Raw genomic sequence first — 16,497 nt, forward strand, 5'->3', positions numbered from 1 at the left:
TGCTATCTAGGCATACTGCCCAAACGAAGCTCTTCAACCAGAGATATACTCATTGTTGAAGCACTCATTTTTTATATTTTGTATGACTGGCATCCGCCAGTCACCGCATCACAAAAAATCTAAAGCACCTAAAAGATACTTTAGATTTTCAAACCACAATTACTTTCGTAAAACTCACAACTGACTTGCAATTTGGGCTAAACGGGTAATTTCAGCCCAATCTTGTGCAGCGACAACAGGTTTAGGTGTTAACCATGACCCACCTACACACACGACATTAGGCTGCTTCAAGAAATCTGGAGCCGACTCCGCTGTAATTCCACCTGTAGGACAAAAACGTAAGTTTGGAAATGGCCCATAAAATGCTTTTAGCATCTCTACACCACCAGCCTGTTGAGCAGGGAAAAACTTCACAATGTCGTAACCCAATTCAATCGCTTGAATAAGATCACTCGGTGTCATTACCCCTGGTAAAAGAGGCAAGCCCGCATCTTGCGCAGCCAGATGCAAGTCTTTAGTCAAACCCGGAGATACCCCAAATTTAGCACCTGCTTTTTTAGCTTGAGCACAATGCTCAGGCTTAGTAATCGTTCCTACGCCCACCACAATGTCATCTGCTAACTGAGACGCTCGCTCAATAGCAGCCAAACCAGCAGCGGTACGTAAAGTAATTTCCAGTACTTTTACACCACCAGCATGCAACGCACGTGATACATGCTCACCTTGTTCAGCAGAATCAAAAGCCAACACTGGAATTACTGGGCCTAATTTGACAACATCTTCAATCTTGCTCATTACTTTGTAATTCCTTCGTCTCAAATATGCGCTTGTGGCTCTTCGCCAACAAGTGCACCAAACACAGATGCACCATGCTCAGCAGGCGCTGCTGCTGCACGGAATACACCAAATAATTCACGTCCAAAACCGACTTCGTTTTCAGCCTGATGTTCTGGCTGTGCAACAGGGCGTGACTGCCAAGTTTGTTCATCTAACTCAATATCGAGTACGCCAGCTTCAGCATCAATGATTAACATATCTCCGGTTTGAACTTTTCCAATCGGACCGTTTAATAACGCTTCTGGAGACAAATGAATGACTGCCGGTACTTTGCCTGAAGCACCAGACATACGGCCATCAGTCACTAATGCAACATGGAAACCTTGATCCTGTAAAACACCCAACACAGGCGTTAAACGGTGTAATTCAGGCATACCATTCGCACGAGCACCTTGGAAACGAACCACCGCAATAAAGTCTCGGTGTAATTCACCACGATCAAACGCCGCTTGTACCGCTTCTTGCGAGTCAAATACGATTGCAGGTGCTTTCACTTTACGGTGCTCTGGCGCAACCGCAGAAATTTTAATAACACCACGGCCAAGGCGACCTTGCATTAAGCGCAAGCCACCATCTGGCTGAAACGGCACATCAATGCTACGGAGTACTTTGTCATCAAGGCTTTGAACCACACCGTCAACCCAAGTGAGCTGACCGTCAATCAATTTCGGTTCTTTAGTGTAGTGCTGTAAACCTTTACCAGCGACTGTCGTCACATCGTTATGTAGTAAACCAGCCTCAAGTAAGTTACGAATAAGGAATGCCACCCCACCCGCTGCTTGGAAATGGTTTACATCGGCTTTACCATTTGGATAGATTTTTGCGAGCAATGGAACAACAGCAGACAACTCATCAAAGTCATCCCAGTCAATTAAGATGCCAGCCGCACGTGCAATCGCAATAAGATGTAAGGTATGGTTGGTTGAACCGCCTGTAGCCAGTAAAGCTACAATGCCATTGATAATGGCTTTTTCATCAATAACATGACCAATTGGCGTGTAGTTGCCTCGCTCAGCAGTTAAGTCAAGTACACGTTTAGCAGCTTCGGCAGTAAGCGCGTCACGTAGTGGTGTGTGAGGATGAACAAATGCAGCACTTGGCAAATGTAAACCCATCACTTCCATCAACATTTGGTTACTATTGGCAGTACCATAGAATGTACATGTGCCCTGCCCATGATATGCAGCAGACTCAGCTTCAAGTAAGGCATCGCGACCTACTTGGCCTGTAGCGAATTGCTGGCGGATTTTAGCTTTATCATCATTCGATAAACCGCTGCTCATTGGACCTGCGGGTACAAAAATAGTTGGTAGATAACCAAACTGTAAAGCACCAATTAGCAAGCCTGGCACAATCTTATCGCATACCCCGAGACACAATGCAGCGTCAAACATATTATGAGAAAGTGCAATCGCTGTACTCATTGCAATTGTTTCACGTGAAAACAATGACAATTCCATACCGGCATTACCTTGAGTAATACCATCACACATTGCCGGTACACCACCAGCAAACTGTGCAACGCCGCCATTTTCGCGAGCAGCTGTTTTTATAATGTCAGGGAATGTTTTATATGGGGCATGTGCCGAAAGCATTTCATTATAAGAAGACACAATACCAATATTTGGTTCACGCCCCACTTTAATAATTAATTTTTCATTATCTTCCATGCCGGCAAATCCATGAGCCAGATTGGCACATGAAAGTGCTCCACGAGCTGGAAATTTGCCTTGAGCATGTTCAATACGTTGTAAATATGCAGAACGAGTTTTTTGGCTACGCGCAATTACACGTTCGGTAACTTTTGCCAATATTGGATTCGGCAAGTCCATGCTGGACGCTCCTGTACAACCGGATAAGCCGGAACAATAAAAATAGACCAAATGATATATTTCATCATCATTTGATAAGGGGGAGGAACAATATTATTAAGGCAAAAAGCGACATGCAAGCCCTAGACAACTTTACGGTAATACCTGAGCATGAGTATTAAATACAAATTATGTTTAAGTTTTAAACAAGAAGCTGGTTTTATTTTTGACTATATTTACCGGTATATTAGCCTCTAATAACTATGAGAAAATTCTCATAATATCAAAGTAATAAAATATCTTTATAAATGTATTAACACAGTTTTTTTATACTAAATTTTATAATAAAAATGTTTATGATTTATTCATTTTAACCTATATATAAACGATTAAATCTTAATTTCATTTACGTATATTATTTGTAATATATCCATCGAGCTTGATTAAAATAACATCACTTCTTTTTCTTAAAAAATTTATACCAAATAGTTGAAAATTACATTAAATATAAATTTACTCTTCATAAATATATACAAAAAACTGTTTAATTCATCTACAAAAAATAAATGAATACAGTGGTTAAGCTTTATACTGAACAAATATTAGTTATAAAAAATTTAATGGTCGATAGTGCTTAAGTCTAATGGGCTAAAGTCTATCTTGGACAGAAAAACAACACATGTTAAAACATCACAACCTGCTCTTAGTGCATATTGCAATTAATGCCTTTTGATCAGGAAGTTAGGAAAACTATTTTTAAATCAGGACTTGGGTATTTCAACGTGGCTACATCAGTATTAGTTATTAATTGCGGTTCTTCATCTATTAAATACGCACTGGTTTCAGAGCGTCGTGAAGATCGTATTTATGGTTTAGCAGAAAACTTAGGGGCAGCTGATGCTCGTATTAAAGGAATTACAGTCGGTGGAGAACCGCTAGAGCTTTCAATTCCCTATGCTGACCACGCCAAAGCTTTAGAAACCTTACTTGCACGTCTTGCAAACTATAAACCTCAAGCAATCGGTCACCGTGTCGTACATGGTGGAAGTCTTACTAAAGCTGAATTACTCACCCCTGAAATTATAGAACGTATTCGTGCAGCCACGCCTCTTGCCCCGCTTCATAACCCTGCTCACTTAATTGGGATTGAAGCAACAATGCGCCTATTTCCTGAATTACCTCAAGTTGCCGTATTTGACACCGCATTCCACCAAACCATGCCTGCACATGCATACCGTTATGCAATTCCGAAATTTTTATATACAGACCATAACGTTCGCCGCTATGGCTTCCATGGCACAAGCCATGCTTATGTGTCTGACCGCGGCAGTGAACTGGCTGGAAATTTCCAAAAAGGTGGTTGGCTAACAGCACACTTGGGCAATGGTAGCTCGACTTGTGCAGTATGGAATGGACAAAGTGTTGATACTTCTATGGGCCTTACTCCGCTTGAAGGCGTTGTAATGGGAACCCGTAGTGGTGATGTCGACCCAAGCTTACACAACTTCCTTGCAAAAAACCTTGGCTGGGACTTAGCGAAAATAGACAAAGTTTTAAATAACGAAAGTGGATTACTTGGCTTATCACAACTTTCTAACGATATGCGTACAGTGATTGAAGCTTCTGAAAACGGCAACGAGGATGCTCGTCTTGCAATAGAGGTATTTAGCTATCGCCTTGCAAAATCACTTGCTGCCTTAAGTTGTGGTTTACCAAGTATTGATGGTCTGATCTTCACAGGTGGTATCGGTGAGAACTCTGCTTATATTCGTGAAAAAACTCTAGCTTATTTACCTCACTTCGGTTTACAGCTCGATAAAGATCAAAATAACAACTTAAAACGTGGTACAGAAGGCCGTATCGATAGCGGTACAGGTCCACAAATTTGGGTGATTCCAACCGATGAAGAAGGCCGTATTGCCAAAGAAACTCGTCAGGTTGTAGACGTTTCACCAAATACATCTCCTGAAGTTAGCCTTGCTTAATTACAGAAGTCAAAGAACGTTATTCATTTATTTATAGGTTTATATGAATACAATTTTATTAATTCCTACAGGTGAAGGGGTTGGTCTAACCTCTGCCTGTTTAGGTATGATTTATGCACTTGATTGTAATGGGATTAAAGCAGGCTTTTTAAAACCGTTCTCTCAGGTAGATCAAGAAAATTTAGACCGGACCACCTCTTTATTTGGCCATTTATTTCAAGGTAAAACTGTTCAATCCATTTCTCATGAAAAACTAACCCAACGCATTGCGGCTGGCGAAGTAGATGAGTTACTTGAAGAAGCAGTAAGTCTTCATCGCAGTATCGCAGCAGACAACAATGTGATTATTGTTGAAGGCTTATTACCAAATGGGCAAGACCATTTTGCCAGTGAACTTAATGCAAGCCTTGCACAAGCTCTCGATGCTGAAGTGGTTTTAGTCAGTACAGCAGATATTCAAAACCCACGTAAAACAGCAGAGAAAGTTGAAGCTCACTTACGGCAGTTTGGTGGTGCAACCTCTAACCGAACAGCGGGTGTACTCTTTATGCGTACACGTGGGTTGTCTGAAGAAACAGCTCAAATACCTGTCGCATTTGACCCGTCGTTACGTCCAACCGAAGACATCGCAAAATTTACGACAGAACTGCAAAAATACAATCGCTACTTTGGATCAAACGATTTACCAATTATTGGTTTAGTCCCATTTAGTAATACCTTAAGTGTACCTAGAACTTTAGACATCGCGAACGTGATTGATGGTCAATGGGTACATCAAGGCGAAGCGAAAACACGTCGTATTTTGCACTCAAGTTTAATTGCCTCAAGTATTGAATATGAACTTAATAAATTCATTGCAGGTGAGCTGATTATTAGCGCATCTGAACGTACCGACGTTTTACTTGCAGGTAGCTTGGCAACCAGTAACGGTATTCCATTGGCAGGCTTGGTACTGACCGAACGTGAAGCACCTGCCCCTGAGCTTTTAGAGTTTTGCCAAAGCGCGATTAAACAAGGCTTACCAATTTTACATACCCGTTTAAACACACTGGAAACGGCACAGCGCTTATCTGATTTTGGTAATGAAATTCCAATTGATGACACTGAACGTGCCGAGCAAGTGACTCGTTTTGTTTCAAGTCATATCGATGTCGAATGGCTTAAACAACACAGTAATAATGGAGCAACACCACGTCTTTCTCCTTCTGCATTCCGTCACGAACTGGTACAAAAATCGATTGCAGCCAAAAAACGGATTGTTCTTCCAGAAGGCGATGAACCACGCACTATTGAAGCTGCTGCTATATGTCAGGCTCGTGGTATTGCGCATTGTATTTTGTTAGCAAAACCAGATGCGGTACAAGACGTTGCAAAAGCACGCGGTATTGAATTACCAGCAGACTTGGAAATTATTGATCCGGACAGCATTCGCAACCAATATGTTGCACCTATGGTTGAACTCCGCAAAGGCAAACTCAATGAGTTACAAGCCAAAGATCAATTACAAGACACCGTAGTTCTTGGCACCATGATGCTGGCCCTAGATCATGTAGATGGTTTGGTTTCAGGTGCAGTTCACACCACGGCTAACACCGTGCGCCCTGCTTTTCAGCTGATTAAAACCGCACCTTCTTACTCTTTAGTTTCGTCCATATTCTTTATGCTTTTACCAGATGAAGTATATGTTTACGGTGACTGTGCAATTAACCCAGACCCTACAGCCGACCAACTTGCTGAAATTGCAATTCAGTCTGCTGACTCTGCAAAAGCGTTTGGAATTGACCCACGTATTGCCATGATCAGCTATTCAACTGGTACGTCTGGAACAGGTGCGGATGTTGAGAAAGTACAGCAAGCGACTCAAATTGCACAGCAACGCCGTCCTGATTTACTAATTGACGGTCCACTCCAATATGATGCAGCTTCCGTTGAAAGTGTCGGACGCCAAAAGGCACCGAATTCACCTGTAGCTGGCCGTGCCAATGTATTTATTTTCCCTGACTTAAATACAGGTAACACGACCTATAAAGCAGTACAACGTGCAGCAAATGTAGTCAGCGTTGGACCAATGCTGCAAGGTCTAAACAAACCAGTCAATGACTTGTCTCGTGGTGCTTTAGTAGATGATATTGTCTTTACTATTGCATTAACAGCAATTCAGGCTGAACAACAGGCTGCTGCGAAATAATTAATATCATTTAATCTTTTCTACCTCTCGCCATTTGATATCCGCTCAAATGGCTTTTTTTATTCTTAAATAACAACATTCCCTTTTGGTTATTCTTAGTTTTAAAACACTTAGCACTAGTCCTATTCGACTTTCGGTCAAAAGATCAACCAATCCCCCACAAGTTTGTGTTTTTGTCATATAATTTAGCCCGCTAGCTAACAGCCCGCTCAAGAGATTTTCTGGTATGACAACGATTATCAAACAAGATGACTTGATTACATCAATCAAGGACGCCCTACAGTTTATTTCGTACTATCACCCGCAAGACTTTATCCAAGCGATGAGCCGTGCTTATGATCGCGAAGAAAACAAAGCTGCAAAGGATGCAATTGCACAGATTTTAATTAACTCTCGCATGTGTGCGGAAGGTCATCGCCCAATTTGCCAAGATACTGGTATTGTTAACGTTTTCCTTGAAGTGGGCTTAGATGTTAAATTTGATTTAACTATGAGCTTAGACGATGCAGTAAACGAAGGTGTTCGCCAAGGCTACCTTGAAAACAGTAACGTTCTTCGTGCATCTGTACTTGCTGACCCTGCATTTGGTCGTAAAAATACAAAAGACAATACCCCTGCTGTTATTCACTACAAACTCGTACCGGGTAACAAGGTAGATATTACTGTTGCTGCTAAAGGTGGCGGTTCAGAAAACAAATCTAAGCTTGCAATGCTTAACCCATCTGACTCGATTGTTGACTGGGTACTTAAAACTGTTCCGACTATGGGTGCAGGCTGGTGTCCTCCTGGTATGCTCGGTATCGGTATTGGTGGTACTGCTGAAAAAGCCATGATGCTTGCGAAAGAAGCACTCATGGAAGAAATCAACATGGACGAATTACTTCGCCGTGGGCCAGAGAACAAAATCGAAGAACTTCGTATCGAAATCTTTGAAAAAGTAAATGCTCTTGGTATTGGTGCTCAAGGTCTTGGCGGTTTAACGACTGTTCTTGATATTAAAATCAAAGATTATCCATGTCACGCTGCAGGCAAACCAGTTGGTATGATTCCTAACTGTGCTGCAACTCGTCACGCTCACTTCCAGCTTGACGGCTCAGGTGTAGCTCATATTCAAGCACCAAAACTTGAAGACTACCCATCTGTAACTTGGGATTCTTCACAGTCTAAACGTGTAAACCTTGATACCATTACTCAAGAAGAAATGGATTCTTGGAAACCAGGTGACACATTACTTCTTAGCGGTACAATGTACACAGGTCGTGACGCTGCGCACAAACGTATGGTTGAAATGATCGACAATGGTGAAGAATTACCAGTTGATCTTAAAGGTAAATTTATTTACTACGTTGGCCCTGTTGATCCAGTGGGTGATGAAGTCGTTGGTCCTGCTGGTCCTACAACTGCAACACGTATGGACAAATTCACACGTAAAGTACTCGAGCATACTGGTTTATTCGGTATGATTGGTAAAGCTGACCGTGGTCCAGCAGCAATTGAAGCAATCAAAGACAATAAAGCAACTTACCTCATGGCAGTTGGTGGTGCGGCTTACCTCGTATCTAAAGCTGTTCGCGAAGCTGAAGTTGTAGCATTTGCAGACTTAGGTATGGAAGCAATCTACAAATTCGTAGTTGAAGACATGCCTGTATCTGTAGCAGTTGATGTAAACGGTACTTCAATTCACGCAGTGGCTCCAAAAATCTGGCAAGCGAAAATTGGAAAAATTCCAGTAATCGATGCCGCAGCAGGCTAATCAAGAAAAGCACCGAATTCGGTGCTTTTTTTTATGCCTTATAATTTTTTTTGGAAATTGAAAAGAATTGTAACAATTAGTTCGCCAATCTATGTTATTAATAAATACACCCACCCGCCATATATTGCATATAGGTCATTTCATGACTATCCGCCCTATTCTTAAAAATCTCTCAATCAGCCTCTGCCTAAGCTGTATTACGACAAGCTTGTTTGCCTCTCCTGCGAAATTAAGCTCAGTAAAAGAACTCATGCAAATGAGCCAAATTGATTATTTGCTTAAAGAATCAATTAATGAATTAACGCCTTATTATGATCAACAAGCTGAGCAGATCATCACTAATATTACAGGCATCAAAACTTTAGGCCCGAAAGAAAAAGAGGCTGCAAAAAAGTTAGGCTTACTTTTAAAAGATTCGAGTAACCAGCTCATTAGTAGCCCAAAAACTACGCAAGCCTTACAAGATATTTATTTAAAGACATATACTGAAGAAGAAGTTCAGGCAAATCTGAAATTTTTAAAAACCCCAGAAGGTCAATCAATTACGCGTAAAAACGTACAGATTATGGGGCAAATTTCAGAATACATGATGGAGTTGGGTCAACAAACCTTTAATGACCCTAAAGCACGTGATCATATGCAAGAAGAGATGCTTAAAATTATTGCGCCACTCATGAAAGATAAAGAAAAGTCTTAACTTTTCTTTATCTTTTGTAGGCCATTACCACGTTAAAGGGTTCCACAACTTAAATGGTTTAATCAGATGGACATCTGATTTTTCATCATATTTGGCTGGTTTTAGCTCTTGCGGTTTATGTCGAATTTTTCCTGAAGCATCTTCAGCTACAAAGTTGAAGCTAGAAGATTTAAGCTCGGTAAATGCTATCTCTCTACGTCCAATATTGTCTTGCATTAACATAAATGGGCCAGTGTGTTCACCACGGTCCATTTTATTTTCTTCATCGTATTTTAAATAATAAGACGTTCCAGCATCGACTGTAATATCAATATATTTTGGCTCTTGAAAATGAATACCTAATAAAGGCCGACTTGCAGAAATACGATAACTTCCTGCTGGCAGCTCAATCCAGTAATAATGATTATGCAATAAGCTTGGAATTCGTTTGCCATTTACAAATAAATTAATTGCTGCAATTTCCTGACGGTTCCATTTGGTATCTGGCCGATAGAGATAGACTACTGCTGCATGTTCATTTTGCGGTTTAATCGGAACAAATGTCTGACCTAGTTTTTGGTTGACCCATCCCCCCATGCTAAAACCACCGACATGGTATTGATCAAATACACCAGGTGCTTTATCAACATCAACTTTAGGTAAAGTCGCAGTCAGCTCAGCTGGATTCTTTGCCAAGTGTGATGAACTCTGGCAACCCGCAAGTAATGCGGTACAACTTAATGCAATAATTAAATAACGCATGACATCCCTCAAAGCGTTTTCTTTTGATTTTTCTATATCGCAAAACTATGCGTATTTTGTTTTTTTAGATTAACACCACCTACATGAATTGAAAACAAAAAAAGCATGAATCACTCGCGCGATTCATGCTTTTTAGATGAATGAAATCTAAGCAGACTTCGAATCAATTACTTTTAAATCTGCCTTAGCAACACTTTCATGAGTTGCTGTTTCTTTAGGCTGACGTTCTGGTTTGTAAACAGGTTCAGCTTCACCATTAATCACTGCTTCATTAATGAAAACTGTTCCTACATCTGTACGGCTTGGTAAGTCATACATTGTTTCAAGTAAAACATTTTCCAAAATCGAACGTAGACCACGAGCTCCGGTATTACGCTCAAGCGCTCGCTTAGCAACTGCACGTAAAGCTGAATCTTCAAATACAAGGTCAACATTTTCCATGTTGAATAAGTATTGATACTGGCGAGTTAATGCATTTTTTGGTTCTGTCAAAATTTGCATTAATGCTTCTTCATCAAGCTCTTCAAGCGTCGCAATAACTGGTAAACGGCCAATAAACTCTGGAATTAAACCAAATTTCACTAAGTCAGTTGGCTCAACTTGACGGAACAATTCAGCAATTTTCTTGCTTTCATCTTTTTTCTTCACGTCAGCTGTAAAGCCAATTCCGCCTTTTTCTTGGCGCTGTTGTACAATTTTTTCCAGCCCAGCAAATGCACCACCACAAATAAATAAGATATTTGAGGTATCAATTTGAATGAACTCTTGCTGCGGATGTTTACGTCCACCTTGTGGCGGAATTGAAGCTACAGTACCTTCAATCATCTTAAGCAATGCTTGTTGTACACCTTCACCAGAAACGTCACGCGTAATCGACGGATTTTCAGATTTACGTGTAATCTTGTCGATTTCATCGATATAGATAATGCCCTTTTGAGCTTTTTCTACGTCGTAATCTGCTTTTTGCAAAAGCTTTTGTACAATATTTTCAACGTCTTCGCCGACATAACCCGCTTCAGTTAAAGTGGTCGCATCTGCCATCGCAAATGGAACATCTAACAAACGAGCTAATGTTTGAGCAAGTAATGTTTTACCTGAACCGGTAGGTCCAATCAGTAGAATGTTACTTTTAGCAATTTCCACATCTTTAGACACATGACCAGATTGCCCGACTTTCAAACGCTTATAATGGTTATAAACGGCAACAGATAATGTCTTTTTGGCAAGATCCTGACCAATCACATATTGATTAAGCGCAGCACGTATTTCATGTGGTTTTGGCAATGCCTTGCTCGCCCAGTCACCTGCTTCAACCTGTTGGCTGGTTTGTACAAGGTCTAAGCAGACATCTACACACTCATTACAAATATATGCGTCCTCGCCCGCAATCAGTTTCCCGACTTCAGACTGCGTTTTACCGCAAAATGAACAATGTTTTTGTCCTTGAGGATGTTCGGACATATTCTCTCCACAAATAGAATCTTAAATATGAGGGCAAGCGATAGGGTTAAATGACTATATGGAGGCGTTTTCTAACAACTCAAGCCACTTAAAAACTCCCCTTATGGACGCTTACTTAATACCTGATCGACTAAGCCATATTCTTTTGCTGCTTGTGCAGTCATAAAGTTATCACGATCAGTATCACGAGCAATCGTGTCATAGTCTTGACCACTGTGTTCTGCCATCAAACGATTCAAGCGTTCTTTAATAAATAGAATTTCACGTGCATGAATTTCAATGTCTGATGCCTGACCACGGAATCCACCTAATGGTTGGTGAATCATTACACGTGCATTTTCAAGGCAATAGCGCTTACCTTTAGCACCAGCATTTAATAAGAATGCACCCATAGATGCAGCCTGCCCCATACAGTATGTCACTACATCAGGTTTGATAAATTGCATCGTGTCATAAATCGCCATACCAGCAGTGACTGAACCACCAGGCGAGTTAATATAAAGATGGATATCTTTATCTGGGTTTTCAGCTTCTAAGAACAACATTTGAGCAACAATCAAATTTGCCATGTTGTCTTCAACTTCACCAGTTAGAAAAATGACGCGCTCACGTAAAAGTCGTGAATAAATATCAAAAGAACGTTCGCCGCGAGAAGATTGTTCAACCACAACAGGAACTAAAGCATTTTCAATTGTTGGAACATACATACGTTATTTATTCCTAAATTTTTTGTGACTTAACCTATGGCAACAATATGCGGGATAATTTCTCAAATTGCAAAAGGTTCGCACTGAAATATTATATTATTTATACCTAAGTACTTAATGACGTACTCAAATTAACCACATACCTAAAAAATGAAAAAGGCGCCTAAAGCGCCTTTTCCTGACTTCTCAAAAGATTAGCCCATACGGCGAGCTTGTTGTTCTTTCAATAAATCTTCGTAAGATACTGCTTTGTCAGTCACTTTAGCAGCAGCTAAGATGTGATCAACAACTTGATCTTCTAATACAACAGCTTCGATTTGAGCACGTTGTTGAGCATCATTTTTGAAGTATTCGATCACTTCAGTTGGATCTTCATAAGAAGAAGCCATGTCGTCGATGTAAGCATCAACACGTGATTGGTCAACTTCAAGTTTAGCATCAGCTAATACTTTGCTTACTAATACGCCAAGTTTAACAGAACGCTCTGCTTGTTCTTTGAACAATTCGTCAGGAAGCATGCTCTTGTCAAAAGATTGAGCACCAGCGCCACCAAATTGTTGAGTGAACTGTTGAACCATTTGTTGACGTTGACGGTCAATTTCTTGAGCAACCATTGCAGCTGGTACTTCAACTTCGTTCGCAGCAACAAGAGCATCAAATGCCGCTTGTTTAACTTGGTTACGTAAACCATTGCGAACTTCACGTTCCATGTTTTTACGAACGTCAGCTTTTAATTTTTCAATGCCTTCTTCTTCAGTAACACCGAAGATTTTTAAGAATTCAGCATCAATCTCTGGAAGTTTAGGTTTTTCAACTTGCTTCACAGTGATTTTGAATTGAGCTGCTTTACCAGCCAAGTTTTCAGCTTGGTAGTCTTCAGGGAAAGTCACATCAATTACTTTCTCTTCACCAGCTTTCATACCAATGATGCCGTCTTCGAAGCCAGGAATCATACGACCTGAACCTAACACAAGTTTAAAGTCTTCAGCAGAACCGCCTTCGAACTTCTCACCGTCGATAGAACCTTCGAAGTCAAAAGTCACTTGCATATCTTTTTTCGCCATACCCTTGGTCACAGCCCAAGTTTGACGTTGTTTTTGCAAGTTTTCGATCATAGTGTCGACGTCAGCATCTTTAATTTCAGCTGTTTTACGTTCAACTTCTAAGCCGTCAAATGCTTTTACTTCAACTTCAGGATAAACTTCTACAGTCGCTTCAAAAACTAAAGCATCTTCTTTATGTTCAACTTTCTCAATGTTCGGCATACCTACCGCATTGATTTTTTCTTGTTGAATTGCTTCAAATACGCTGTCACGAATAATGTCATTCACAACTTCTTGATAAATACTTGCACCGTATTCGCGACGAACAACGTTTGCAGGTACTTTGCCCGGACGGAAGCCGTTGATCTTCACAGTTTTGGCAGTGCGCTTCAAACGAGCTTCAAATTGCTCGTTAATACGGCTCGTCGGTACAGAAACATTTAAACGACGGGCAACGCCCGAAACCGCTTCAGTCGTTACTTGCATGGCTTCCTCGATAAAAATTAGTTAGTAGGAACAGTTTTTAAAAAAGTGCTGTATTATATGACAACTTTCAAGATATACAAAATTAACCGATCAGATCAGTAAATTGAAGGTGGTTTTTCCAAGAAATTTCACAATAATTTTATGATTTTTTAATTTTTTTTAATTCAACCTTAAGCCAAAGTAATTTTTTAGTTATTCTTCATGAATCTAAAATTACAATTAAATTTCACATTATTATCGATTTTACAAACAGTTAAGAATAATCAATCAATTAGAGAATTTTAGACACAAAAACCTATTAAATCTTTCATATTTTCTTCATAATCCTATCGGCAAATCCAATTAACACAAACTGTACATATAAATAAGAATTATTATTATTCGCATAACGTTTTGTATTTAAGTCCTGAAAGTCATGTCATTGATTAGAACACGTAAAAAAATTGTTTCATCTGCAATCGCTTCATCCCTTTCTATGATTGCAACTACTGCAATGGCACAAGAAGCTGTTTCACAACTACCAACGATTCATACTCAAGCAACACAAGAAGAATCTTTAAAGGTAGATCAATCAGCAAATGCAAAATTCGTTGCTCCCCTTTTAGATACTCCGAAATCAGTTTCAGTGATTTCAAAACAACTTATTGAAGATACAAAAGTAACAACCTTATCAGATGCATTACGTACCGTCCCTGGTATCACGTTAGGTGCAGGTGAAGGTGGCAATCCAAATGGTGACCGACCTTTCATTCGTGGCTACAATTCAGAAAGTTCGATGTATGTAGACGGCGTTCGTAACGCAACTTCTCAAAACCGTGAAATGTTTGCTGTCGAGCAAGTAGAAGTGACCAAAGGTTCTTCATCTGCTTTAAGTGGTGCGGGTGGTTCAGGCGGTAGTATTAACCTGATTACGAAAGTTGCGAAAAAAGGTGACTCTCTTGAAGGTTCTGTTGCCGGGGGCACAGATAACTATGCACGTGTTACTTTGGATGGCAATAAAGACTTCGGCAATGGAGTGGCTGCCCGTGTGATTGTGATGGGACACCAAAATGACAAAGCCGGCCAAAGTAATGGCGCAGAATATAAACGCGCTGGTATCGCACCAAGTATTAGCTTCGGTTTAGATAGTGCTACTCGCGGAACACTGAGCTACTACTATTTAAAAACTGATGATACACCTGATTCTGGTGTGCCTTATCAATATGACGTCATTAAGAAAGCGACTGCTGGTAAACCGGTTGATGTTAAACAAGGTATTTATTACGGTTGGAAAGATCGCGATTTTCAAAAGCAAGAAAACCAGATTGGTACACTTAAACTTGAACATGACTTCAACGATAACCTAACTCTCAGCAATACCGCTGTTTATGGTAAGTCTAAAAATAATTATTTATGGACTCAGCCAGATGACAGCCAAGGTAACATTGTTAATGGTAAGGTTTGGCGCCGTGTAAATACCAATATTACTGATACAGACAGCTTTACTGATCAGCTATCATTAAAAGGTAAGTTCAATACGGGTTCTCTTAAGCACAGCTTTAATATTGGTGCTGAATATAGCAAGCAAGATTCAGATCGTGGCACAAACATCGTAACAGATCCAAATACTTCACAAATTGGTGGTAGCGGTACAAACAATGCTTGCTCACTTGCTAACTCAAATGGCTGGTGTACTGACCTTAATAACCCTAATCCAAATGATGCATGGTTGGGTCGTATACAAGCAAACCCAAATGTTACCAACATTACATCTAAAACCCAGTCAATTTACGCATTAAACAACATTGAAATTACACCTCAATGGTTAATTGACTTAGGTGTACGTTGGGACAAATTTGATACTGATGTTAAATATAATAAGGACTCAGGCTCAGGTGCAACGCTCATTAAAGCTGGCACAAAATACAGCTCAAGCAATGACTTCTTTAACTATCAAGCAGGTATCACATTTAAGCCTGTTGAAAATGGTTCTATTTATTTGAGCTACGCAACGTCAGCTAACCCAGTAGGTGTAGATGCTGGTGATGGTTCAGAAGGAATTAGTGTTCCAAACCGTAATACAACCGATGAACAAGCAAGAGCTATTAATAACCTTAAGCCAGAAGAAGTTAAAACTTATGAGTTAGGTACAAAATGGGATGTGTTAAATAACCGTTTAAACTTAACTGCTGCAATCTTCCGTACTGAAAAAACCAATACACGTGCTTTAGGTACTGATGGTTTCACAAGAAATATTGGTGAAACACGTGTTGACGGTATTGAATTAGGTGCGAACGGTAACATTACTGAAAAGTGGGCAGTCTCTGCTGGTTACACCTATTTAGATAGCGAAATCGTTGATGGTGGATATGCTAAAGATAGTAACGGTAACTATGTTCCAAGCCCCACAAACGGTAATCAAGTACAAAACGTAGCGAAAAACTCAGCGACACTTTGGACAACTTATAAAGTATTACCACAAGTGACAGTAGGTGCTGGTGCAGTCGCTATGGATAAAGTATTTGGAGATGCTGCAAATACTAAATACGTTCCTGGTTATGTTCGTTACGATGCTATGGCTCGTTATGACGTAAATAAAAATGTTAATTTACAGCTTAACCTAAACAACTTATCTGATAAGCGTTACTTTACTAAAGCTTATGCTTCTCACTATGCAACAGAAGCAGAAGGCCGTAGCGCAGTACTCGCAATCAACTTTAAATACTAAGTTAGTCTAGAATCCCATAATCTTTTTATGGTTTCTAATATAAAATAGCCTCTATAGTTAGAGGCTATTTTTAATTTTCTA

At 40.1% G+C, this 16,497-nt stretch carries 11 protein-coding genes; 5 read left to right on the top strand and 6 right to left on the bottom strand.

Annotation, left to right across the window (positions count from 1 at the left end; genetic code table 11):
• Positions 1-174: 174 nt before the first annotated feature.
• Together eda and edd are read right to left on the bottom strand one after the other, a co-directional pair.
• Positions 175-795, bottom strand: coding sequence for a bifunctional 4-hydroxy-2-oxoglutarate aldolase/2-dehydro-3-deoxy-phosphogluconate aldolase (gene eda, locus HMPREF0014_RS22815; RefSeq protein ID WP_002053427.1), 621 nt, complete (start codon positions 793-795; stop codon positions 175-177).
• 20 nt (positions 796-815) lie between these two features.
• Positions 816-2,669: a phosphogluconate dehydratase gene (gene edd / locus HMPREF0014_RS22820; RefSeq protein ID WP_006580441.1), complete on the bottom strand. Its 1,854-nt coding sequence runs from the start codon at positions 2,667-2,669 to the stop codon at positions 816-818.
• 761 nt (positions 2,670-3,430) lie between these two features.
• Here edd and HMPREF0014_RS22825 point away from each other — a divergent pair.
• The 4 genes from HMPREF0014_RS22825 (at position 3,431) to HMPREF0014_RS22840 (ending at position 9,271) form a co-directional block, all read left to right on the top strand.
• A complete protein-coding gene (locus tag HMPREF0014_RS22825; protein ID WP_031944372.1) occupies positions 3,431-4,633 on the top strand; it encodes an acetate kinase in 1,203 nt (400 codons plus the stop codon).
• A 43-nt stretch (positions 4,634-4,676) separates the two neighbouring features.
• Entirely contained in the window at positions 4,677-6,821 is a 2,145-nt protein-coding gene (gene pta, locus HMPREF0014_RS22830) for a phosphate acetyltransferase (protein WP_006580443.1), read from the top strand.
• A 226-nt stretch (positions 6,822-7,047) separates the two neighbouring features.
• Positions 7,048-8,574, top strand: a complete 1,527-nt coding sequence (locus tag HMPREF0014_RS22835; RefSeq protein WP_002053445.1) for a fumarate hydratase — start codon at positions 7,048-7,050, stop codon at positions 8,572-8,574.
• A 142-nt stretch (positions 8,575-8,716) separates the two neighbouring features.
• The gene (locus HMPREF0014_RS22840) at positions 8,717-9,271 is read left to right on the top strand and encodes a DUF2059 domain-containing protein (RefSeq protein ID WP_004710671.1); all 555 of its coding nucleotides are present in this window, start codon (positions 8,717-8,719) and stop codon (positions 9,269-9,271) included.
• Positions 9,272-9,295: 24 nt separating this feature from the next.
• Here HMPREF0014_RS22840 and HMPREF0014_RS22845 read toward each other — a convergent pair whose 3' ends face one another.
• The 4 genes from HMPREF0014_RS22845 to tig form a co-directional block, all read right to left on the bottom strand.
• Entirely contained in the window at positions 9,296-10,012 is a 717-nt protein-coding gene (locus HMPREF0014_RS22845; protein WP_006580444.1) for a DUF2846 domain-containing protein, read from the bottom strand.
• A gap of 147 nt (positions 10,013-10,159) precedes the next feature.
• Positions 10,160-11,473 (bottom strand): ATP-dependent Clp protease ATP-binding subunit ClpX, encoded by a 1,314-nt coding sequence (gene clpX / locus HMPREF0014_RS22850; RefSeq protein WP_006580445.1) that lies wholly within the window; start codon positions 11,471-11,473, stop codon positions 10,160-10,162.
• A gap of 101 nt (positions 11,474-11,574) precedes the next feature.
• A complete protein-coding gene (gene clpP, locus HMPREF0014_RS22855) occupies positions 11,575-12,180 on the bottom strand; it encodes an ATP-dependent Clp endopeptidase proteolytic subunit ClpP (RefSeq protein ID WP_000289452.1) in 606 nt (201 codons plus the stop codon).
• A gap of 194 nt (positions 12,181-12,374) precedes the next feature.
• A complete protein-coding gene (gene tig / locus HMPREF0014_RS22860; RefSeq protein WP_002053278.1) occupies positions 12,375-13,709 on the bottom strand; it encodes a trigger factor in 1,335 nt (444 codons plus the stop codon).
• 415 nt (positions 13,710-14,124) lie between these two features.
• Here tig and HMPREF0014_RS22865 point away from each other — a divergent pair, with 415 nt between their 5' ends.
• Positions 14,125-16,416 carry a TonB-dependent siderophore receptor gene (locus HMPREF0014_RS22865; protein WP_004883343.1) on the top strand — a complete coding sequence of 764 codons (2,292 nt, stop codon included), beginning with the start codon at positions 14,125-14,127 and terminating at the stop codon, positions 16,414-16,416.
• Positions 16,417-16,497 lie beyond the last annotated feature (81 nt).

The sequence above is a fragment of the Acinetobacter sp. RUH 2624 genome (genome assembly GCF_000162375.2).
Taxonomy (GTDB): Bacteria; Pseudomonadota; Gammaproteobacteria; order Pseudomonadales; family Moraxellaceae; genus Acinetobacter; species Acinetobacter nosocomialis.